The sequence below is a fragment of the Burkholderia crassaminum genome, assembly GCF_964265005.1.
Lineage (GTDB): Bacteria > Pseudomonadota > Gammaproteobacteria > Burkholderiales > Burkholderiaceae > Burkholderia.
The window spans coordinates 2,118,261-2,137,990 of record NZ_OZ183799.1; the positions used below are offsets into that span (position 1 = coordinate 2,118,261).

At 65.7% G+C, this 19,730-nt stretch carries 15 protein-coding genes; 3 read left to right on the forward strand and 12 right to left on the reverse strand.

Annotated elements, in window-relative coordinates:
• Positions 1–165: 165 nt before the first annotated feature.
• From phaR to ACPTTF_RS09775, 6 genes are all read right to left on the reverse strand, one after another.
• Positions 166–732 carry a polyhydroxyalkanoate synthesis repressor PhaR gene (phaR, locus tag ACPTTF_RS09750; protein WP_006485265.1) on the reverse strand — a complete coding sequence of 189 codons (567 nt, stop codon included), beginning with the start codon at positions 730–732 and terminating at the stop codon, positions 166–168.
• A gap of 119 nt (positions 733–851) precedes the next feature.
• On the reverse strand, positions 852–1,592 hold the full coding sequence (locus ACPTTF_RS09755) for a 3-ketoacyl-ACP reductase (RefSeq protein ID WP_166964704.1): 741 nt from the start codon (positions 1,590–1,592) through the stop codon (positions 852–854).
• A gap of 121 nt (positions 1,593–1,713) precedes the next feature.
• A complete protein-coding gene (locus tag ACPTTF_RS09760) occupies positions 1,714–2,895 on the reverse strand; it encodes an acetyl-CoA C-acetyltransferase (RefSeq protein ID WP_423371060.1) in 1,182 nt (393 codons plus the stop codon).
• A gap of 98 nt (positions 2,896–2,993) precedes the next feature.
• Positions 2,994–4,859 (reverse strand): PHA/PHB synthase family protein, encoded by a 1,866-nt coding sequence (locus ACPTTF_RS09765; protein ID WP_423371061.1) that lies wholly within the window; start codon positions 4,857–4,859, stop codon positions 2,994–2,996.
• Between the two features lie 360 nt (positions 4,860–5,219).
• Complete coding sequence (gene pgeF / locus ACPTTF_RS09770; RefSeq protein ID WP_423371062.1) at positions 5,220–6,059, reverse strand: peptidoglycan editing factor PgeF; 840 nt, start codon at positions 6,057–6,059, stop codon at positions 5,220–5,222.
• Between the two features lie 6 nt (positions 6,060–6,065).
• Positions 6,066–7,274, reverse strand: coding sequence for an RluA family pseudouridine synthase (locus ACPTTF_RS09775; RefSeq protein WP_423371063.1), 1,209 nt, complete (start codon positions 7,272–7,274; stop codon positions 6,066–6,068).
• A gap of 41 nt (positions 7,275–7,315) precedes the next feature.
• Here ACPTTF_RS09775 and ACPTTF_RS09780 point away from each other — a divergent pair, with 41 nt between their 5' ends.
• Complete coding sequence (locus ACPTTF_RS09780) at positions 7,316–8,140, forward strand: outer membrane protein assembly factor BamD (RefSeq protein WP_011549700.1); 825 nt, start codon at positions 7,316–7,318, stop codon at positions 8,138–8,140.
• Between the two features lie 120 nt (positions 8,141–8,260).
• Here the strand turns inward: ACPTTF_RS09780 and ACPTTF_RS09785 are convergent, their stop codons facing one another.
• The 3 genes from ACPTTF_RS09785 to ACPTTF_RS09795 form a co-directional block, all read right to left on the reverse strand.
• Positions 8,261–10,501, reverse strand: a complete 2,241-nt coding sequence (locus tag ACPTTF_RS09785) for an ATP-dependent DNA helicase (RefSeq protein ID WP_423371064.1) — start codon at positions 10,499–10,501, stop codon at positions 8,261–8,263.
• Between the two features lie 55 nt (positions 10,502–10,556).
• A complete protein-coding gene (locus ACPTTF_RS09790) occupies positions 10,557–10,772 on the reverse strand; it encodes a YdcH family protein (protein WP_034181296.1) in 216 nt (71 codons plus the stop codon).
• A gap of 77 nt (positions 10,773–10,849) precedes the next feature.
• Positions 10,850–11,602, reverse strand: a complete 753-nt coding sequence (locus tag ACPTTF_RS09795; protein ID WP_423371065.1) for a hypothetical protein — start codon at positions 11,600–11,602, stop codon at positions 10,850–10,852.
• Positions 11,603–11,762: 160 nt separating this feature from the next.
• On the opposite strand from ACPTTF_RS09795, the gene ACPTTF_RS09800 reads away from it, so the two are divergent.
• Both ACPTTF_RS09800 and ACPTTF_RS09805 read left to right on the forward strand, forming a co-directional pair.
• Positions 11,763–14,087, forward strand: coding sequence for a Tex family protein (locus ACPTTF_RS09800; RefSeq protein ID WP_423371066.1), 2,325 nt, complete (start codon positions 11,763–11,765; stop codon positions 14,085–14,087).
• Positions 14,088–14,498: 411 nt separating this feature from the next.
• Positions 14,499–15,527 (forward strand): terpene synthase family protein, encoded by a 1,029-nt coding sequence (locus ACPTTF_RS09805; protein ID WP_423371067.1) that lies wholly within the window; start codon positions 14,499–14,501, stop codon positions 15,525–15,527.
• Positions 15,528–15,549: 22 nt separating this feature from the next.
• Here ACPTTF_RS09805 and ACPTTF_RS09810 read toward each other — a convergent pair whose 3' ends face one another.
• From ACPTTF_RS09810 to ACPTTF_RS09820, 3 genes are all read right to left on the reverse strand, one after another.
• Positions 15,550–17,466: a potassium transporter Kup gene (locus tag ACPTTF_RS09810; protein ID WP_423371068.1), complete on the reverse strand. Its 1,917-nt coding sequence runs from the start codon at positions 17,464–17,466 to the stop codon at positions 15,550–15,552.
• A gap of 276 nt (positions 17,467–17,742) precedes the next feature.
• Complete coding sequence (locus tag ACPTTF_RS09815) at positions 17,743–18,339, reverse strand: phosphoribosyltransferase (protein WP_166965730.1); 597 nt, start codon at positions 18,337–18,339, stop codon at positions 17,743–17,745.
• Positions 18,340–18,346: 7 nt separating this feature from the next.
• Positions 18,347–19,693, reverse strand: a complete 1,347-nt coding sequence (locus ACPTTF_RS09820; RefSeq protein ID WP_166965732.1) for an adenylosuccinate synthase — start codon at positions 19,691–19,693, stop codon at positions 18,347–18,349.
• Positions 19,694–19,730 lie beyond the last annotated feature (37 nt).

A 19,730-nucleotide genomic window follows, 5' to 3' on the forward strand; every position in this document is an offset into this window, starting at 1 on the left:
CGGTACCGACGGTCATGAACGACCGTCGGCAAGATAGTCCGGCAGGCGGCGGCCGTACATCGTCGCGCCCGAATGCACGATCGGCCGACCCGCACCGCGCTGCTTCGCGGCACCGACACCCGATGGCTCGCGCCACCGTGTCGCGCCCGGCCAGCCGCGAAACCGTTACTTCTTCTCCGGCTCCGACGCGCCCGGCTGCTTGAACGGGAACGTGCTGAACATCGACTTCGCCTGGTTCTGCATCTGCTCCTGCATCTGCACGAACATGTTCTTCGACTGCTCGATGTAGCTGGTCATCATCCCTTGCATCATCGGTGCCTGCATGTTCATGAACTGCGACCAGACTTCCGGATTCATCGCATTGCCTTCGTACAGGTTCTTCGACTGATCCGCGAGCTTGTTCTGGATGTCGATGAACGCCTGGATGTTCTTTTCCAGGTACGTGCCCATCATGCCCTGCATCGCATGACCGTAGAAACGGATGATCTGCGACAGCATCGACGACGAGAACATCGGCACGCCGCCGCTTTCCTCTTCGAGGATGATCTGCAGGAGGATGCTGCGCGTGAGGTCTTCGTTGGATTTCGCATCGACGACCTTGAAGTCCTCCTGCTCCAGCACGAGTTGCTTCACGTCGGTGAGCGTAATGTACGTGCTTGTCTCGGTATCGTAGAGCCGGCGGTTCGGGTACTTCTTGATGAGCCGTTCGGCCGTCTTCTTTGTAGTAGTCATGTAACGCCTTTGAGTGCAGCGGTAGCGCAAGTGACGAATCCCCGCCGCCCGAATCCGGGAGGCGGGGGCCTTCGGAACACACCCGGCTGCGCGGCCACCCGGCCCGCGCAGCCTGGGCGTCAGCCCATGTGCAGGCCGCCGTTCAGCGAGAAGTCGGCGCCCGTCGCGAAGCCGGAATCGTTCGACGCGAGCCACGCGACGATCGAGCCGATTTCTTCGGGCCCGCCAAGACGCCGCACCGGGATCGTCGCAACGATCTTCTCGAGCACGTCAGGACGGATCGCCTTCACCATGTCGGTGCCGATGTAGCCCGGCGACACGGTGTTGACCGTTACGCCCTTCGTCGCGACTTCCTGCGCGAGCGACATCGTGAAGCCGTGGATGCCGGCCTTCGCGGTCGAGTAGTTGGTCTGGCCGAATTGCCCTTTCTGGCCGTTCACCGACGAAATGTTGATGATCCGGCCCCAGCCGCGTTCGACCATCCCGTCGATCACCTGCTTCGTCACGTTGAACAGGCTCGTCAGGTTGGTGTCGATCACGGCCGTCCAGTCTTCATGCGTCATCTTGCGGAACACGACGTCGCGCGTGATGCCCGCGTTGTTGACCAGCACGTCGATCTCGCCGACTTCGGCCTTGACCTTGTCGAAGGCTTCCTTGGTCGAGTCCCAGTCGCCGACGTTGCCTTCCGACGCGATGAAATCGTACCCGAGCGCCTTCTGGTCCTCGATCCATTTCACGCGGCGCGGCGAGTTCGGGCCGCAACCCGCGACGACCTTGAAGCCGTCCTTCAACAGACGCTGGCAGATGCTGGTGCCGATGCCGCCCATCCCGCCCGTTACGTACGCAATTCGCTGAGACATGAATCTCACTCCATTTTTTGGTTTCGAGAGCTGCCGAGGCCCCCTCTGACTTCACGTGGCGCCGGCCGAAGCCGCAATCGGCCGGTGCCTCGGATTCGGTTCGACGGTAACGAACGGCCGGTTACGGACGCTCGACCGCGAGCGCGACGCCCATCCCGCCGCCGATGCACAGCGACGCCAGCCCGCGCTTCGCGTCGCGCTTGGCCATCTCGTGCAGCAGCGTCACCAGGATCCGGCAGCCCGACGCGCCGATCGGGTGACCGATCGCGATCGCCCCGCCGTTCACGTTCACCTTCGACGTGTCCCAGCCCATCTGCTTGTGCACCGCCAGCGCCTGCGCCGCGAACGCCTCGTTGATCTCCATCAGGTCCAGGTCGCCCGGCGTCCAGCCCGCGCGCTCCAGGCACCGGCGCGATGCCGGCACCGGGCCCATCCCCATCACGCTCGGATCCACGCCCGCGTTCGCGTACGCCTTGATCCGCGCCAGCGGCGTCAGACCCAGCGCCGCCGCCTTCTGCGCGGACATCACCAGCACCGCCGCCGCGCCGTCGTTCAGCCCCGACGCGTTCGCCGCCGTCACCGAGCCGTCCTTCGAGAACGCCGGCTTCAGCCCCGCCAGCGATTCCGCCGTCACGCCGTGACGCACGAATTCGTCGGTCGCGAACTGCAGCGGCTCGCCCTTGCGTTGCGGGATCGACACCGGCACGATCTCGTCGTTGAAGCGCCCGGCCTTCTGCGCGGCTTCCGCCTTGTTCTGCGACAGCGCCGCGAATGCGTCCTGCTCTTCGCGCGTGATCCCGTATTCCTTCGCGACGTTCTCCGCCGTGATGCCCATGTGGTACTGGTTGTACACGTCCCACAGGCCGTCGACGATCATCGTGTCGACCAGCTTCGCGTCGCCCATCCGGAAGCCGTCGCGCGAGCCCGGCAGCACGTGCGGCGATGCGCTCATGTTCTCCTGGCCGCCCGCGATCACGATCTCCGCGTCGCCCGCGACGATCGCGTTCGCCGCCAGCATCACGGCCTTCAGGCCCGAGCCGCACACCTTGTTGATCGTCATCCCCGGCACCGCACTCGGCAGCCCGGCCTTGATCAGCGACTGCCGCGCCGGGTTCTGCCCGGAACCGGCCGTCAGCACCTGGCCCATGATCACTTCGCTGACCTGATCGGGCTTCACGCCCGCACGCTCCAGCACCGCGCGGATCACCGTCGCGCCCAGCTCCGGCGCCGCAATCTTCGCAAGCGAACCGCCGAATTTGCCGACCGCGGTACGCGCGGCCGATACGATCACTACGTCCGTCATTTCCCTTTCCTCCAGGCCCGCACGACACGGCGCATCGCTACCGGCCCTGTTAAAAAACTGCGGTGCTCCGGACAGCGTGCGCCGCTGTCCGGTTTTCGTCAATCGCGCTGCAACACGTAACGCCCCGGCGCCGGCTCGATCACCGGGAACTGCGCGGTACCGGGCTGGGCGGGCGGCGCCACCTTGCGGCCACCGTACTCGTCGAGCCATTCGACCCAGTTCGTCCACCAGCTTCCCGGCTGCTCGGCCGCACCGGCGAACCAGTCGTCCGCCGATTCGGGCAGGGCGCTGTCGTTGACCCAATAGCTGCGCTTCTTCTTCGCCGGCGGATTGATCACGCCCGCGATGTGCCCCGACGCGCCGAGCACGAACTTCAGCGGGCCCGACAGGATCGACGTCGATGCATAAGCCGTCTGCCACGGCACGATGTGATCCTCGCGCGAGCCGTAGATGAAGGTCGGCACGTCGATCAGCGTCAGGTCGACCGATTCGCCGCACACGGTCAACGCGCCCGGCTCGCGCAACTTGTTCTCGAGATAGGTATTGCGCAGGTACCACGCGTACATCGGGCCCGGCAGGCTCGTCGAATCGCTGTTCCAGTACAGCAGGTCGAACGGCGCCGGCGTGCGGCCCTTCAGGTAGTTGTCGACGACGTAGTTCCACACGAGATCGTTCGGACGCAGGAACGAGAACGTGTTCGCGAACTCGACGCCGTGCATCAGCCCCGGCTGCGTGCCGTTCTTGCCGCCGATGGTCTGCTCGCGCATCTGCACGTGTGCCTCGTCGACGAACACGTCGAGAATGCCGGTGTCGCTGAAGTCGAGCATCGCGGTGAGCAGCGTCATCGACGCGGCCGGATGTTCGCCACGCGCGGCGAGCACCGCGAGCGCGGTCGCGAGCATCGTGCCGCCGACGCAGAAGCCGAGCGTGTTGATCTGCTCGCGGCCGCTCACCTGCTGCACGGCGTCGATGGCCGCGAGCAGCCCTTCGTTCATGTAGTCGTCCCACGTCTTGTGCGCGACCGATGCATCCGCGTTGCGCCACGACACGAGGAACACCTGATGACCGTTCGACAGCGCGTGCGCGACGAGCGAATTCTCGGGCTGCAGGTCGAGGATGTAGAACTTGTTGATGCAAGGCGGGACGATCAGCAGCGGCCGCTCGAACACCTTGTCCGTCTTCGGCGTGTACTGGATCAGCTGGATCAGGTCGTTCTCGTAGACGACCGCGCCTTCAGTACACCCGAGGTTCTTGCCGACCACGAACTGCGATTCGTCGGTCTGCGAAATCTTGCCGCGCTGCAGGTCGCCGAGCAGGTTCATCATCCCTTGCCGCAGGCTTTCGCCCTGCGTCTCGAGGATCGATTTCTGTGCGTCGGGATTGAGTGCGAGGAAGTTGCTCGGCGCGGCCGCGGCCGTCCACTGCTGGACCGTGAAACGAATCCGCTCGCGCGTCTTCGGATCGGTCTGAAGCGCGTCGGCCAGTTCCTGCAGATAGCGCGCGTTGAGCAGATACCAGGCCGCCGCGAACGCATGCGCCGGCGACGCCTTCCACGCATCGCCGCTGAAGCGACGGTCCTTCAGTTCGGGCGACTCGAGCTTCGCGGCGGCTGCCTGCTGCATCAGCGCCATGCAATCGCGCGCATAGTCGGCCTGCAACGCCTGCAGCCGCTCGGGCGGAATCGCGGCGGCCGGCAGCTTCAGCCCGGCGAACGGCGACGCCATCGCGCCGAAATCGGGCATCGACGGCACCTGGAACGGGAATGATGTCGGGAACTGGAATGTCGCGAACGGATTCACGGTGGCCGACGCAGTCGCGGCACGTGCCGGATCTGCAAAACCGCGCCACGCGTTCAACCACGACTCGAACATCTGCTGCATCGGCTGGGCGGCCGGATCGAAACCAATGCTGCCCGTGGAAGTGCCCGCCTGAGCGGACGTCGACGATTTTTTCGATGCTGTCATTACCTGCCTTACCGGTGATTCGTGAGCGTCTATCGTGAAATCCTGCTCGCGCGCGGCATGCCGGTTGCGAGCCGGGCCGTCATGCTCTGGAGAGGCGTCTCCAGATTCTGCCGCAGTGCGGTATTTTTATCATTATCGTTTTCCCCATGTGAAGCGCCATGTCAAACCGCTGAACATTTCCGCACGGAGATAATCCTCGCGCAACAGGCGGGACAAGGGTTCCGGCGAAACATAAAACATTTTGATTGACTTGACTTCGCGATTTTTCATTCAGCCGCGCATGCGGTGCGGCATAGCCGCCGAAATATCGAGATAACCCGATTTTGCGGCGCAGCAAATGCCTTGCGCATGCGCATCCCGTCAATCGGCCAACCAGATCGCCGCCGCCATGCGGCCTGTCACGCGGTCGCGCCGGTACGAATAGAAGCGCGCCTGTTCGGTGACCGTGCAGGCCGTCCCGCCGCTCACGTGCGCAACACCCGCACGCGCAAGACGCAAGCGCGCGAGCGCATAGAGATCGGCCAGGAACTTGCCGGGCGCACCATCGACCGCAACGAACGCAAGCCGGGTTTCATCATGCTCCGACTGCGGGGCCGTGTCGAGAAACGCGTCGCGCACGTCGGCGCCGACCTCGAACGCCCGCGGGCCGATCGCCGGCCCGAGGTAAGCATGAAGCGCGTCCGTCGCGCCGCCCGCGAGTGCCGCGACACGCGCCGCGGTCTGCTCGACGATGCCGGCCGCCAGCCCGCGCCAGCCCGCATGCGCGGCGCCGACGGCGCGGCCTTGCGTGTCGCACAGCAGCACGGGCAGGCAATCCGCGACCATCACGACGCAGACGGCGCCAGCATGGTCGGTGACACTCGCGTCTGCCTGCACCGGCGCCGCCGCCGCGGGGGCCGCCGCGATCACCTCGTCCGCGTGCACGATCTGCGCGCCGTGAACCTGCTCGAGCCAGGCGGCTCCCGGCTGGCCCGCCAGCGCGAGCAAGCGCGCGCGATTCCCGGCGACATGAGCCGGGTCGTCACCGGTATGCAGGCCGAGATTCATCCCGCCCGGCAGCGCTTCTGCGCCCTGCCAGCGCCCGTACGGGCCTTCGCTCACCCCGCCGTCGCGCGTCGTGATCAGCGCGCGCACGCGAGGAGACACCTGCCAGTCGGGCTGTACGCAGTCCTGCCACGTCAACGGCGCCAGGTTCGTCATCGGCACTCACTCCTCCTCATCGTCCAGATACGGCTCATCGTCGTGATACTCGCCGCCGAAATCGTCATCGTCATAGACACCGTCATCGTCGTCGAATTCCTCGTCACCGTGCCCGAAGCCGAGCGCCGCGATGAGTGCGTTCATGTCGTCCGGCAGCGGGCAGCGCCATTGCATCGACTTGCCCGTGACCGGATGCACGAGACCGAGCCGCCATGCATGCAGCGCCTGTCGCGCGAAACCGTCCGGCAACGGCGCGACCGAGCGCTTGCCGCGCGCCCGCCCGTACACGGGGTCGCCGAGCAGCGGGTGCCCGGCGTGCGCGCAATGCACGCGGATCTGGTGCGTGCGACCGGTCTCGAGATCGCACTGGATCGCCGAAACCGGCTGACGTTGCCACAGGCATGTGTCAACCGTGCGGAAATGCGTGCGCGCGGGCTTGCCCGATGCGCCGGTGACGACGGCCATGCGTGTGCGTTCGCGCGGATCGCGGCCGATCGGCGCGTCGATCGTGCCTTCCTCGGGCATCGTGCCCCACACGAGCGCGAAATAGCGGCGCTTCACCGTGCGGGCCTGCAACTGGCGCACGAGGTCGGTCTGCGCGGCCAGCGTACGGGCCACCACCATCAGGCCGGACGTTTCCTTGTCGAGCCGGTGGACGATGCCCGCGCGCGGCAGGCCGGCCGCCGCGTCGCCGTAGCGATGCAGCAGCCCGTTGAGGATCGTGCCGCTCCAGTTGCCGGCAGCCGGATGCACGACGAGGCCGGCCGGCTTGTTGATCACGACGAGCGCGTCGTCCTCGTAGATCACGTCGAGCGGCACGGGCTCCGGCGTAAAGGCGAGCTGCTCGGGGAGCAGGTCGGGCACGAGCTCGACCTTCGCGCCGAGCGGCACCGGCTGTCGGATCTTCGCCGGTGCGCCGTCGACGAGCACGCGCTGCGCCTCGATCCAGCTCTGCAGGCGGCTGCGCGAGAATTCGGGGAACAGTTGGGCGAGCGCCTTGTCGAGGCGTTCACCCGCGAGCGACAGCGGCACTTCGACGACGCGCGGCGCGTCGTCGACCGCCGCGGACGGCACGACGGGCGGCTGCATTGCGTCGCCAGCCAGATCGTCATCGAGGGAATCCCCCGACGCAGCGTCGGCGGGCCGATCGCTTGGGCTATAATCTTCGCGATTTGGTGTGCCCGGCTGGGCATTCTGCGAACTTGAACGGGTCATTTAGACTGGGTCACCGAGACTTGAAGCTAGGACATGCGAGCATGATGAATTCGACCAAACGTACGGCCAGAACCGTCGCCGCCCGGGCTGCGGCGGTAGCGGCCGCGGCCCTCATCGCCGGCTGCCACGGCTTGCCGCAGAAGCAGGACGAGACGGCTACCTGGTCGAATAACAAATTATACTCAGAGGCCCAGGACGCACTGTCCGGCGGCGACTGGGGCAAGTGCGCGAAATATTTCGAGTCGCTGCAAGGCCGCGATCCGTTCGGTCATTTCGCGCAGCAGGCACAGATCAACGTTGCATACTGCAACTGGAAGGACAACGAAGCGGCAGCCGCCGACCAGGCCGTCGACCGCTTCATCCAGCTCCACCCCGATCATCCGGATATCCCGTACGCGTACTACCTGAAGGGGATGATCCACTTCAACGACGATCTCGGACTGTTCGGCCGGTTCTCCGGTCAGGACATGAGCGAGCGCGATCCGCAGGCACTGCGCGAATCGTACGATGCGTTCAAGGTCGTCGTCGACCGCTTCCCGAAGAGCAAGTACGCGCCCGACGCCGCCGCGCGGATGCGCTACATCGTCAACGCGCTCGCGTCGCACGAAGTGCACGCGGCCGACTACTACTACCGGCGCGGCGCCTACGTCGCGGCCATCAACCGCGCGCAGCTCGCGATCAAGGACTACAAGGGTGCCCCGGCGATCGAGGACGCACTGCACATCATGATCCTGTCGTACGGCAAGCTGAACCAGCCGGAACTCGCCGAGGACACGAAGCGCGTGCTCGCAGGCACGTTCCCCGACAGCCCGTACGTCACGGGCCACTCGCGCCCCGGCGCGAAGAAGTCGTGGTGGCAGTTCTGACGAAAGCACCGTGCAGCGCCCGCTGCACGCACAAAAAACCCGGCCATCGAGCCGGGTTTTTTATTGGCGCCGCGTTCAGGCGGCGCCGGTGCGATCGCGCGGCGATCGCCGCGCGCGCCGTCACGTGAGCTTTGCCGAACGGTGCTCGTCGAAGAAGTCCTGGACGACCGCGATCTCGCGGGTCCGCTTGAACGGCGGCAGGCTCTGCCAGATCCGGCGCCCGTAGGGCTTGTCGACGAGCCGCGTGTCGCAGATCATCAGCACGCCGCGATCCGTCTCCGCGCGAATCAGCCGGCCCGCGCCCTGCTTCAGCGTGATCACGGCCTGCGGCAACTGGTGCACGGCGAACGGGCTCAGCCCCTTCTTCGTCAGCGCATCGAGCCGCGCGGCCAGCACCGGATCGTCCGGCGGCGCGAACGGCAGCTTGTCGATCACGACGAGCGACAGCGCATCGCCGCGCACGTCGACGCCTTCCCAGAAACTCTGGCTGCCGACCAGGATCGCATTGCCGTACGCACGGAAACGGTCGAGCAGTTCGGTGCGGCTCGCATCGCCCTGCACGAGCAGCGGCGTGTTCCAGCCGCGCGATTCGATCACGTCGCGCAGCTTCGACGCGATCCGGTCGACCGCGCGCAGCGTCGTGCACAGCATGAACACGCCGCCACCGGACGCCTCGATCGCCGGCAGCGCGGCGTCGAAGACGGCATCGGTAAACGCCGGCGAAGACGGTTGCGGCAGGTTGCGCGGCACGTACAGCAGCCCTTGCGATTGGTAGTCGAACGGGCTCGCGAGCGTCATCGAGCGACGCGAGCTGAGGCCCATCTGAGCCGCGTAGTGCGTGAAATCGCCGCGCACCGACAGCGTGGCCGACGTGAACACCCATGCACGCGGCACGCCCGCGCGCTGCTTGGCAAAGATCGGCGCGACCGACAGCGGCGTTTCGTGCAACTGGACCGTATGCGCGAACACTTCGACCCAGCGCACCTTCTCGTTCGGATCGCCGTCGGATGCCGCCTTGTCGCCGGCCGCCGCCGCGTCGGCCTTCGCGGCCGCCTCCGTCGCACCGGGCGCGACCCAGCCGGCCAGCAGGTCCTGCAGCTCGCGTGCACGCCGCAGGCACGCACCGAGCGATTCCGCCCGTTCGGCCTGGCTTGCAAGCGCCGATGCAAGCGCGTCGAGCGCAGCTTCGAGCGCGTCGAGCGCGCCGAACATCGGGTGATCGTCGCCGAGTTGGGCGAGCGACATGCGCACGATCTGGTCGTTCGCGAACGCAAGGCGCAAGTCGCGCGCCGCGCGCTCGAGATCGCCGCCGAGCTTCACCCATTCGACCGCGTCGCGTGCATGGCTCAGGCCTTCTGCCACCGTGTCGCGTGCGAGCTCGAGAATCTGCGTCGTCGACAGCGTCTCGCCGAAAAACAGCGTCGCCGTTTCCGGCAACTGGTGCGCTTCGTCGAAGATGACCGTGTTCGCGTTCGGCAGCAGCTCGGCCATCCCCGTATCGCGCAGCATGATGTCCGCAAAGAACAGGTGGTGGTTGACGACGACGACGTCGGCCTGCTGCGCCTCGCGCCGCGCCTGCATCACGAAGCATTCCTTGTAATGCGGGCATTCCTGGCCAAGGCAGTTGTCGCGCGTCGACGTGACCATCGACCAAACGGGCGCCGTTTCCGGCACGCTCGCGAGCTCGGCCTTGTCGCCGCTCTTCGTGATCTTCGCGAAACGGACGATTTCCTGCAGATAGGCCGTATCCTGCCGCGACGGCAGCCGGCCGTTGTCGGCCGTGCGTTGCAGGTAGTAATGGCACAGGTAGTTCGACCGCCCCTTGAGCATCGCCACCGACACCGGCACCGCGAGCGCGTTGCGCACGGTCGGGATGTCGCGCTGGAACAGCTGGTCCTGCAGGTGTTTCGTGCCGGTCGACACGATCACCTTGCCACCCCACAGCATTGCGGGCACGAGATACGCATAGGTCTTGCCGGTACCCGTACCGGCCTCGACGATAAGCGTGTTGTCGCCAGCATCGCTGTCGACCTCGGCTGCAGCGGCGCCCGGTTCGGCCGCCTTGTCGCCGTCGCCGAGGCGACGCGCCGGCCGCTTGCGGGTTTCGAAGATCTCGGGCTCGGGCATCCGGCGCGCGGACGCTTCCATCGCGGACGCGACGGCGCGCGCCATCTCGATCTGCGACGTACGCGGCCGATAGCCGTCGAGCGCACGCGCCAGCAATCCGCCTTCGCCGAAGATCGTATCGAGTTCGTCGACGCGCTTGCGGCTCAGTTCAAAGGTGCCTTCGGGCGCACGTGCGCGCCCGGCGGACGACACGTCGCGCCGGGCATCGGGGGTGGCTTCAAGCGGAGAATTCAAGGCAAGCGTTCCTGTGTCCAGCGCCCGGGCGGCGCCGGCGCTTGCCAGGCCGCGCTCAGGCGCGCTTATCCGGTTCCAGCTGCGATTGCAGCAAAATGATTTTGTCCTTGGCCGCCAGCTTTTCCTTCTTCAGCCGGTGCAGCGTGATGTCGTCGATGTCGGAGTGTCCTTCCTTCAGCTCGATCTCCCGAGCGAGCTGCTGGTGCTGCTCCTGCAATGCAGCCAAACGGTTGTGCAATTCCTGCTGCTGTTCCGTGAGACGGTTTTGCATGTTTGCCTCCTCATCGAAGCAGCGCGCCGGCTGGCGTGCCAGCGCGCACGAGACTGATTCCGGATCAATCCAACACGTTACTGCCCCTGCTGTTGCTTCTGCTGCGCCTTTTCGGTCGCTTCCTTCTGACGCTGCTCGACATCGGCCTTGTGCTGCGCGGCCTCCTTCTGCTTCTGCTCGTAGCGCGCGGCGTTGTCCGCACGCTCCTGCGCCTTCTGCCCGGCCTGCTGGTGCGCCTGGTCGAGCTTGTGCTGGAAGTCGCCCTGCTTCTGGTCGTATGCCTGCTTGCTCGCCGCGCGCTGCGGCCCTTCCGCGCCACGCTGCGCCTGCTTCAGCGCATTCTGCTCCTGCTTGTCGCGGAACGCAGCGGCGTTTGCCGCGTCGTTCGCCGCGCGCTGCGGCGCTTGTGCCGCATCCTGCGCCGCCTTCAGCGCCTGCTGCTGGTCACGCTGCTGTGCGCGCACCGCCCGCTGCTCGTCGTTGAGCGCGAGCTGCTCCTGGCGGATGCTCGCCCGCTCGTCGCGCATCTGTTCACGCGCCTTGCCGAGACAGTGATTGACGAAGAACTTGCTGTAACAGTCGTGCTCGGCCACCGCATAACGATAATCGTTTTCCGCGGAGCGTTGATTGAGCACTTTTTGACGGGCGTCGAAGTCCGGTGCGGCCGTGGCCGTCACCGGTGCGGCCGCGGCAGCGGCCGGCGCAGTGGCGCCCGAAGCTTGCGCGAACGCGCCGGAAGGCCCGGCAGACAAAGCCGCGGCGAGCGCTGCGCCGAGCGCGACGAGAGAAATTCGGGAAGTTGGCAACGTCGTAGGAAAGCTGCGGGACATGTGTCAAATTCTATCACCCCCGGCTGGACGCTCCGCCATTTATGGCAAAATGCCCCGCTTCACTCACCCGCGGCATCTGGCCCGTCGGGCCCGCCATGCAGCCCGCCGCTTCGGGCCTGCCGGCCCGCGCCGCGATTTCAGCAGGCAGATCATCCACGACATGACGGAAACCGTAGCACTCAAGATCGTACAGCGCATCGCCACCGAACTGTCCGTCCAGCCGCGCCAGGTCGCGGCGGCCGTGCAACTCCTCGACGAAGGCTCGACCGTTCCGTTCATTGCCCGGTACCGCAAGGAAGTGACCGGCAACCTGGACGACACGCAGCTGCGCAACCTCGAGGAGCGTCTCCTGTATCTGCGCGAGCTCGAGGATCGCCGCGCGACGATCCTGTCGAGCATCGACGAACAGGGCAAGCTGACGGACGAGCTGCGCGCCGCGATCGATACGGCCGACAGCAAGCAGGTGCTCGAAGACCTTTACCTGCCGTACAAGCCGAAGCGCCGCACGCGTGCGCAGATCGCCCGCGAGGCCGGCCTCGAGCCGCTCGCGCAGGCGCTGCTCGCGAATCCGCTGCTCGACCCGCAGGTCGAGGCGGCCGCCTATGTCGACGCCGACAAGGGCGTCGCCGACGTGAAGGCCGCGCTCGACGGTGCGCGCGACATCCTGTCCGAACAGTTCGGTGAAACGGCCGAGCTGCTCGGCAAGCTGCGCGACTACCTGCACAACCAGGGCGTCGTGTCGTCGGCCGTCGTCGAGGGCAAGGAAAACGAGGAAGGCGAGAAATTCCGCGACTATTACGACTACGCGGAAACAATCAAGACCGTGCCGTCGCATCGCGCACTCGCGCTGTTCCGCGCCCGTAATGCAGGCGTGCTGACGGTCAAGCTCGGCCTCGGCGAAGAGCTCGACGCGCAGGTGCCCCATCCCGGCGAGGCGATGATCGCGCGCCATTTCGGCATCGCGAACCAGAACCGCCCGGCCGACAAATGGCTGTCGGATGTCTGCCGCTGGTGCTGGCGCGTGAAGGTGCAGCCGCATATCGAGAACGAGCTGCTCACGCAATTGCGCGAAACGGCCGAAACGGAAGCGATCCGCGTGTTCGCGCGCAACCTGAACGACCTGCTGCTGGCCGCGCCGGCCGGCCCGAAGGCCGTGATCGGTCTCGACCCCGGCCTGCGCACGGGCGTGAAGGTCGCGGTCGTCGACCGCACCGGCAAGGTGCTCGCGACCGACACGATCTACCCGCACGAGCCGCGCCGCGACTGGGACGGCTCGATCGCGAAACTCGCGCGCATCGCCGCGCAGACGCAGGCCGAGCTGATCAGCATCGGCAACGGCACCGCGTCGCGCGAAACCGACAAGCTCGCGAGCGAACTGATCGCGAAGCACCCGGAACTGCGCCTGCAGAAAATCGTCGTGTCGGAAGCCGGCGCATCGGTCTACTCGGCGTCCGAACTCGCGGCGAAGGAATTCCCCGAAATGGACGTGTCGCTGCGCGGCGCCGTATCGATCGCGCGCCGCCTGCAGGATCCGCTCGCCGAGCTCGTGAAGATCGAGCCGAAGGCGATCGGCGTCGGCCAGTACCAGCACGACGTGAACCAGCGCGAACTCGCCCGCTCGCTCGACGCGGTCGTCGAAGACTGCGTGAACGCGGTCGGCGTCGACGCGAACACGGCGTCTGCCCCGCTGCTGGCGCGCGTGTCGGGCCTGAACGCGACGCTCGCACGCAACATCGTCGACTACCGCGATGCGAACGGCCCGTTCCCGTCGCGCGAGCACCTGCGCAAGGTCCCGCGCCTCGGCGACAAGACCTTCGAACAGGCCGCCGGCTTCCTGCGCATCAACGGCGGCGAGAATCCGCTCGACCGCTCGTCGGTGCACCCGGAAGCGTATCCGGTCGTCGAGCGGATGCTCGCGAAGATCAGCAAGCGCATCGACGACGTGCTCGGCAGCCGCGAAGCGCTGTCGGGCCTGTCCCCGACGGAATTTGTCGACGAACGTTTCGGCCTGCCGACCGTGCGCGACATCCTGTCCGAACTGGAGAAGCCGGGCCGCGATCCGCGCCCCGAATTCAAGACCGCGACGTTCCGCGAAGGCGTCGAGAAAGTGTCGGATCTCGTGCCGGGCATGACGCTCGAAGGCGTCGTGACGAACGTCGCCGCGTTCGGCGCGTTCGTGGACATCGGTGTCCACCAGGACGGCCTCGTCCACGTGTCCGCGATGTCGACGAAGTTCATCAAGGATCCGCACGAAGTCGTGAAGGCGGGCCAGGTCGTCAAGGTGAAGGTGCTCGACGTCGACGTGAAACGCCAGCGCATTGCGCTGACGATGCGCCTCGACGACGACGCGGCAGCGCCCGGCATGCCGTCGCGCGGTGGCCAGGATCGCGGCAACGCGGGGCGCGGCGCCGCCCGCCCGCAGCGTTCGCGCGAGCCGGAACCGGCCGGCGCAATGGCCGCGGCATTCGCGAAGCTGAAGCGCTGAGCACGCGAAAAGCGTCAACGTACGAAAAAACCCGCCTTACGGCGGGTTTTTTTATTGAATCGTCGCGTGCATTTCAATATCCGCGATGAAAACCGAATGTGCGCGTTTTCATCACCATTCCCTCACGTTTAATCGGCGAATTAAACAATCCGCGTTCTGACATGCGTTTTCTTGACGCTTCACGATCGGTACATAAAATAAATTTTCGAACGGCCGTATTTTGATGCTTCCGTAACAAGCAGCGATCTTTCAGCTCAGCGGCAGGATTTTCCGCGGCGCTCGGATGCGCCGTGAATATCCGGCCTCGCTTGTTTCAGTCTCGCTTTTTGCAGTCGATTCGCGACGCATTGCATCCGGTATTCGCCCGGCCGGCGAACCGGGACGGATTCGCGAAAAATGGATCGGGGAACCATGGAAGACGACCATCTGAAAACCGAACTGGCCGCATTGCGCATTCCCGTTTTCGACGTCCCGTGGGCCGGTGCCTGTTCACCGCACGTCGAACGAATCGAATCGCGCATGCTCGAATGGGCCGACGCATACGGCATGTTCATCAGCGACGCCTACCGGGAACGCGTCGCGCGCACCCGATACGGCTGGCTCGCCTCGCGCTGTTACCCGAACGCCGATCCTTCGCTGCTGCAAGCGCTCGCCGATTATTTCGTGTGGTTCTTTCTCGTCGACGACCTGTTCGTCGACCGCGTCGAGCCGGTAGGCCCTGATACGTTGCGCAATCTGACCGCGATGATCGATGTGCTCGACTACGAATGTACATCCCCCCAGCCTGTATATGGCGAGCGAGCGTGGTTCGATCTGTGTCAGCGCCTGCGCGCGCGCCTGTCGCCCGAACATTTCGCGCGCTTCGCACAAGGCATGCGCCTGTGGGCCACCACGGCCGGGCTGCAGATTATCGGCCACCTGCGGCCCGAGCCGATCGCAGTGCAGCAATACGAAACGATCCGGCGTCACACGAGCGGGATGAATCCGTGCCTCGCGCTGGCGGACGCGGCCAATTCCGGCGCCGTCCCGCCCGATACGTTTCATCGGCCGGAAATCCAGACACTGTGCCGGCACGCGAACCATATCGTCTGCTGGAGCAACGACATCCAGAGCATCGGCGTCGAAGCGCGCCAGCCCGGGCAGTTCCGGAACATGGTGATGATCCACGCTTCCCGCGGCCATACGCTGCAGGCAAGCGTCGACTACACGGCCGAACGTGTGCGCGCCGAAATCAGCGCGTTCGTCCTGTGCGCCGATGCACTCGCACAGCATGCGGACACGCGCGTGCACGGCCTCGTCGACGGCTGCCGATACTGGATACGCGGCTATCTGGATTGGGTCGCGCGGGATACGCAGCGCTATGCGGCTGCGTTCGCGGCCGGCGATGCGGACGATCGCGGCCTGATTGCCTGTTCGGCAGACTCGGCGGCGCGCGGCTGAACGGCCCGCGCGCCGCGCCCGGTCAGATCTCGATCTTCGTCCCGAGTTCGACCACGCGGTTCGCCGGAATCGAGAAGAAGTCGGTCGGCTTCGCGGCATTCTGGTGCATCCACGCGAACACGCGCTCGCGCCAGATCGACATCCCGGGCAGATGCGTCGGCACGACCGTTTCGCGCGCGAGGAAGAACGACGTGTCCATCAACTCGAACGTCATGTCGTGCATGCGACCGAATTCCTCGAGCACGGCCTTCACGTCCGGCGTCTCGTTGAAGCCGTACTCGGCCCTGACGATGTACAGCCCGCCGCCCGCATCACGCGAGGTCTGGCGCTTGTCGTCGCGCACGTAGGGAATGTCGCGCGTCACGAACGTGAGGAAAATGGTCCGCTCGTGCAGCACCTTGTTGTGCTTCAGGTTGTGCAGCAGGCTGACGGGCACGAGCTTGTCGTTGCCGGTCAGGTAGATCGCGGTGCCCGACACGCGATGCGGCGGATGCGCGAGCAGCCCCTGCAGGAACGGCTCGAGCGGAATACCGTCGGCAGCCGTGCGCTCCTTGACGATGTGACGCCCCTTGTACCAGGTCATCAGCAGGAAGAACAGCAGCGCGCCGATGCCGAGCGGCAGCCAGCCGCCCTGCGCAACCTTCAGCAGGTTCGCGCCGAAGAAGCCGAGGTCGACCGCGAGGAACACGGCGATGATCGCGCCGACCAGCAGCCGGTTCCAGTTCCACACCTTCACCATCACGACCGCGGCGAGCACGGTCGTGATCACCATCGTCGCCGTCACCGCGATGCCGTACGCAGCCGCGAGGTTGTCGGAGCTCTTGAAGCCGATGACGATGCAGAGGATCACGAACAGCAGCAGCCAGTTCACGACCGGCACGTAGATCTGGCCGATCGCCAGTTCCGACGTATGCAGCACTTTCATGCGCGGCACGTAACCGAGCTGGATGGCCTGCGACGTCAGCGAATACGCGCCCGAGATCACCGCCTGCGACGCGATCACGGTCGCGACCGTCGACAGCACGACGAGCGGCAGCAGTCCCCATTCGGGTGCCAGCAGGAAGAACGGGTTCTCGATCGCCTTCGGGTTCTGGATCAGCAGCGCGCCCTGGCCGAAGTAGTTCAGCACGAGCGACGGCATCACGAGCCCGTAGGCGGCGATGCGGATCGGCTTCGCGCCGAAGTGGCCCATGTCCGCGTAGAGCGCTTCCGCGCCGGTCAGCACCAGCACGACCGAGCCGAGCACCACGTACGCCTGCAGCAGGTGATCAGCCATGAACGACGCCGCGTAATACGGGTTGATGGCCGCCATGATGCCCGGCACGCGCACGATGTGGTACACGCCGAGCGCCGCGATCACGATGAACCACAGCACCATGATCGGGCCGAACAGTTTGCCGACCAGCGCGGTGCCATGACGCTGGATCCAGAACAGCGCGATCAGGATCACGATCGTGATCGGCAGCACGAGATGGGACAGGTGCGGTGTCGCGATTTCGAGACCTTCGACCGCCGACATCACCGAGATCGCCGGCGTGATCACCGCGTCCCCGTAGAACATGCACGCGCCGAATATCCCGAGCGCCATCAGCGCGCCCGCAACGCGGGTCTTCGAGTCGAGCGGCCGCAACGACAGCGCCATCAGCGCAAGCACTCCGCCTTCGCCGTTGTTGTCGGCCCGCATCACGAACAGCAGGTACTTGATGCCGACCACCAGGATGATTGCCCAGAACAGCAGCGAGATCACGCCGAGAATCGATCCTTCGGTGAGCGGAATGCCGTGTGCGGGGCTGAACGCCTCCTTGAGCGAATACAAGGGGCTGGTGCCGATGTCGCCGAACACGACGCCGATGGCTGCTATCGCTAGCGCCCGCATCGAGTGTTGTTGCGTCGAATGCGGCGCTTGTGCGGCGTCGGTCGCGTGGATCGTGTCGTTCATATGAAGCGTAATAATCGGGTCCGGGTCGGACAAAACGAGCGCTATTCTACTCGCGCCCCCGTGAAACGCCGCCCTGCTCTGTTGCCGTGGAACCACGAGATCCACGCTACGCATGCAATCCGGCGCAAGCTGTGGCAGGGCTGCCAATCATAGCCGGGGCAGCGCCGTCTGCCTACCGGGTCCGCGGCGCGCGCGGCGCCGCCGCACATGGCGTCCCAATGAAAAACGGCGCCGCAAGCGGCGCCGTACAAGGCTTTCCTTCGATTGGCCGGCCGCTTACGCGCCCGAACCGTCGCGCTGTGCGCGACCGCGCTTGATCCACGCCTCGAGGTTGTGCGGGCGAACCGTGTCCCACTCCTCGAACGGCTGATGAATCCACGGATTCGTCGGCAGATACTGCGTGTGATAGTCGGGCTTGACCTTCGAGCACCCCTTGTACCAGAGCACGGCCGAACGCACGGCCGTCACGGACGGATAGCGCTCCTTCAGATGCTCCTGCACGCGCGCAAGCGTGACGCCCGAATCGACGAGATCGTCGACCAGCAGCACGTTGCCCGCCAGGTTGCCGCGCGTCATCGTGATGTACTGCGCGATGTCGAGGTCGCCCTGCTCGGTGCCGGCCGCTTCCCGGTACGAACTCGTCGCGAGGATCGCGAGCGGCACGTCGTAGATGCGCGACAGTTGATCGCCGACGCGCAGGCCGCCGCGCGCGAGGCACAGGATCTGGTCGAACTTCCAGCCCGATGCATGCACCTGGAGCGCGAGCAGCTCGATGAGACGGTGATACTCGTCCCAGCCTACCCACAGGTTCTTGTCGTCGTTGCGCGGATCAGTCATCAAGTCTGCCGCCGTCATCGTGATTTGCTGCGTCATCTGAAAATTACACCTTGAACGGATGGCGGAGCAGGATCGTTTCGTCGCGGTCCGGGCCCGTCGACACCATGTCGACCGGCACGCCAGCCACTTCCTGGACGCGAGTCAGGTAAGCCTGCGCGTTCGCCGGCAGCGCTTCCCACGTCTTGATGCCGACCGTGCTTTCCTTCCAGCCGGGGAACGTTTCGTACACGGGTTCGCAACGCGCCACGTCGGCTGCACCGCGCGGCAGGATGTCCGCATCCTTGCCGTCGATCTTGTAGCCGACGCACAGCTTGACTTCGTCGAGGCCGTCGAGCACGTCGAGCTTCGTCATGCACAGGCCCGACACGCCGTTGATCTGGATCGAGCGGCGCAGCGCGGCCGCATCGAGCCAGCCCGTGCGGCGCGGACGGCCGGTGACCGAACCGAATTCCTTGCCGACGTTGGCGAGCGTGACGCCGACCTGGTCCTGACGCTGCGGATTGTCCGCGTCGTACAGTTCGCTCGGGAACGGGCCCGAGCCGACGCGCGTGCAATATGCCTTCGTGATGCCGAGGATGTAGTTGAGCTTCTGCGGGCCCACGCCCGCGCCGGCCGACGCCGCACCTGCGACGCAGTTGCTCGACGTGACGAACGGATAGGTGCCGTGATCGATGTCGAGCAGCGTGCCTTGTGCGCCTTCGAACAGCAGGTTCTGGCCCGCATTGTTCGCGTCGTACAGGCGGCGCGACACGTCGGCCACCATCGGCTTCAGGCGGTCGGCATAACCGAGCATCGTGTCGAGCGTAGCCTGGAAATCGACGGCCGCGCCACCCAGGTACTGGGTCAGCACGAAGTTGTGGAAATCGAGGTTTTCGCGCAGGCGGTCGGCGAAGGTCTTCGCGTCGAACAGGTCCTGCACGCGCAGCGCGCGGCGGCCGACCTTGTCTTCGTACGCGGGGCCGATGCCACGGCCCGTCGTGCCGATCTTGCCCGCGCCCTTGCGCGCTTCGCGCGCCTGGTCGATCGCGATGTGGTACGGCAGGATCAGCGTCGTGGCTTCGGAAATGAACAGGCGGTCGCGCACGTTCACGCCGGCCTCTTCCAGCTCGCCGATTTCCTTGAACAGTGCTTCGGGGGACAGGACGACGCCGTTGCCGATGTAGCAGGCGACGCCTTCACGCATGATGCCCGACGGAATGAGGCGCAAGATTGTCTTCTTGCCGCCGATGATGAGGGTGTGGCCGGCGTTGTGACCGCCCTGGAAACGCACGACGCCTTGAGCGTGGTCCGTCAGCCAGTCGACGATCTTGCCCTTGCCTTCATCACCCCATTGCGTTCCCACGACGACGACATTGCGCCCGGGAGTCACGTTCACTGCGCTGGCAGACATGTTGATTCGTTAGCTGGTTAAAAACGTATTCTACCTA

Excerpts from the sequence above, each read along its gene's own strand:
- phaR (WP_006485265.1), bottom strand. The coding sequence starts at position 732 with ATGACTACTACAAAGAAGACGGCCGAACGGCTCATCAAGAAGTACCCG.
- ACPTTF_RS09755 (WP_166964704.1), bottom strand. The coding sequence starts at position 1,592 with ATGTCTCAGCGAATTGCGTACGTAACGGGCGGGATGGGCGGCATCGGC.
- ACPTTF_RS09760 (WP_423371060.1), bottom strand. The coding sequence starts at position 2,895 with ATGACGGACGTAGTGATCGTATCGGCCGCGCGTACCGCGGTCGGCAAA.
- ACPTTF_RS09765 (WP_423371061.1), bottom strand. The coding sequence starts at position 4,859 with ATGACAGCATCGAAAAAATCGTCGACGTCCGCTCAGGCGGGCACTTCC.
- pgeF (WP_423371062.1), bottom strand. The coding sequence starts at position 6,059 with ATGACGAACCTGGCGCCGTTGACGTGGCAGGACTGCGTACAGCCCGAC.
- ACPTTF_RS09775 (WP_423371063.1), bottom strand. The coding sequence starts at position 7,274 with ATGACCCGTTCAAGTTCGCAGAATGCCCAGCCGGGCACACCAAATCGC.
- ACPTTF_RS09780 (WP_011549700.1), top strand. The coding sequence starts at position 7,316 with ATGATGAATTCGACCAAACGTACGGCCAGAACCGTCGCCGCCCGGGCT.
- ACPTTF_RS09790 (WP_034181296.1), bottom strand. The coding sequence starts at position 10,772 with ATGCAAAACCGTCTCACGGAACAGCAGCAGGAATTGCACAACCGTTTG.
- ACPTTF_RS09795 (WP_423371065.1), bottom strand. The coding sequence starts at position 11,602 with ATGTCCCGCAGCTTTCCTACGACGTTGCCAACTTCCCGAATTTCTCTC.
- ACPTTF_RS09800 (WP_423371066.1), top strand. The coding sequence starts at position 11,763 with ATGACGGAAACCGTAGCACTCAAGATCGTACAGCGCATCGCCACCGAA.
- ACPTTF_RS09805 (WP_423371067.1), top strand. The coding sequence starts at position 14,499 with ATGGAAGACGACCATCTGAAAACCGAACTGGCCGCATTGCGCATTCCC.
- ACPTTF_RS09810 (WP_423371068.1), bottom strand. The coding sequence starts at position 17,466 with ATGAACGACACGATCCACGCGACCGACGCCGCACAAGCGCCGCATTCG.
- ACPTTF_RS09815 (WP_166965730.1), bottom strand. The coding sequence starts at position 18,339 with ATGACGCAGCAAATCACGATGACGGCGGCAGACTTGATGACTGATCCG.
- ACPTTF_RS09820 (WP_166965732.1), bottom strand. The coding sequence starts at position 19,693 with ATGTCTGCCAGCGCAGTGAACGTGACTCCCGGGCGCAATGTCGTCGTC.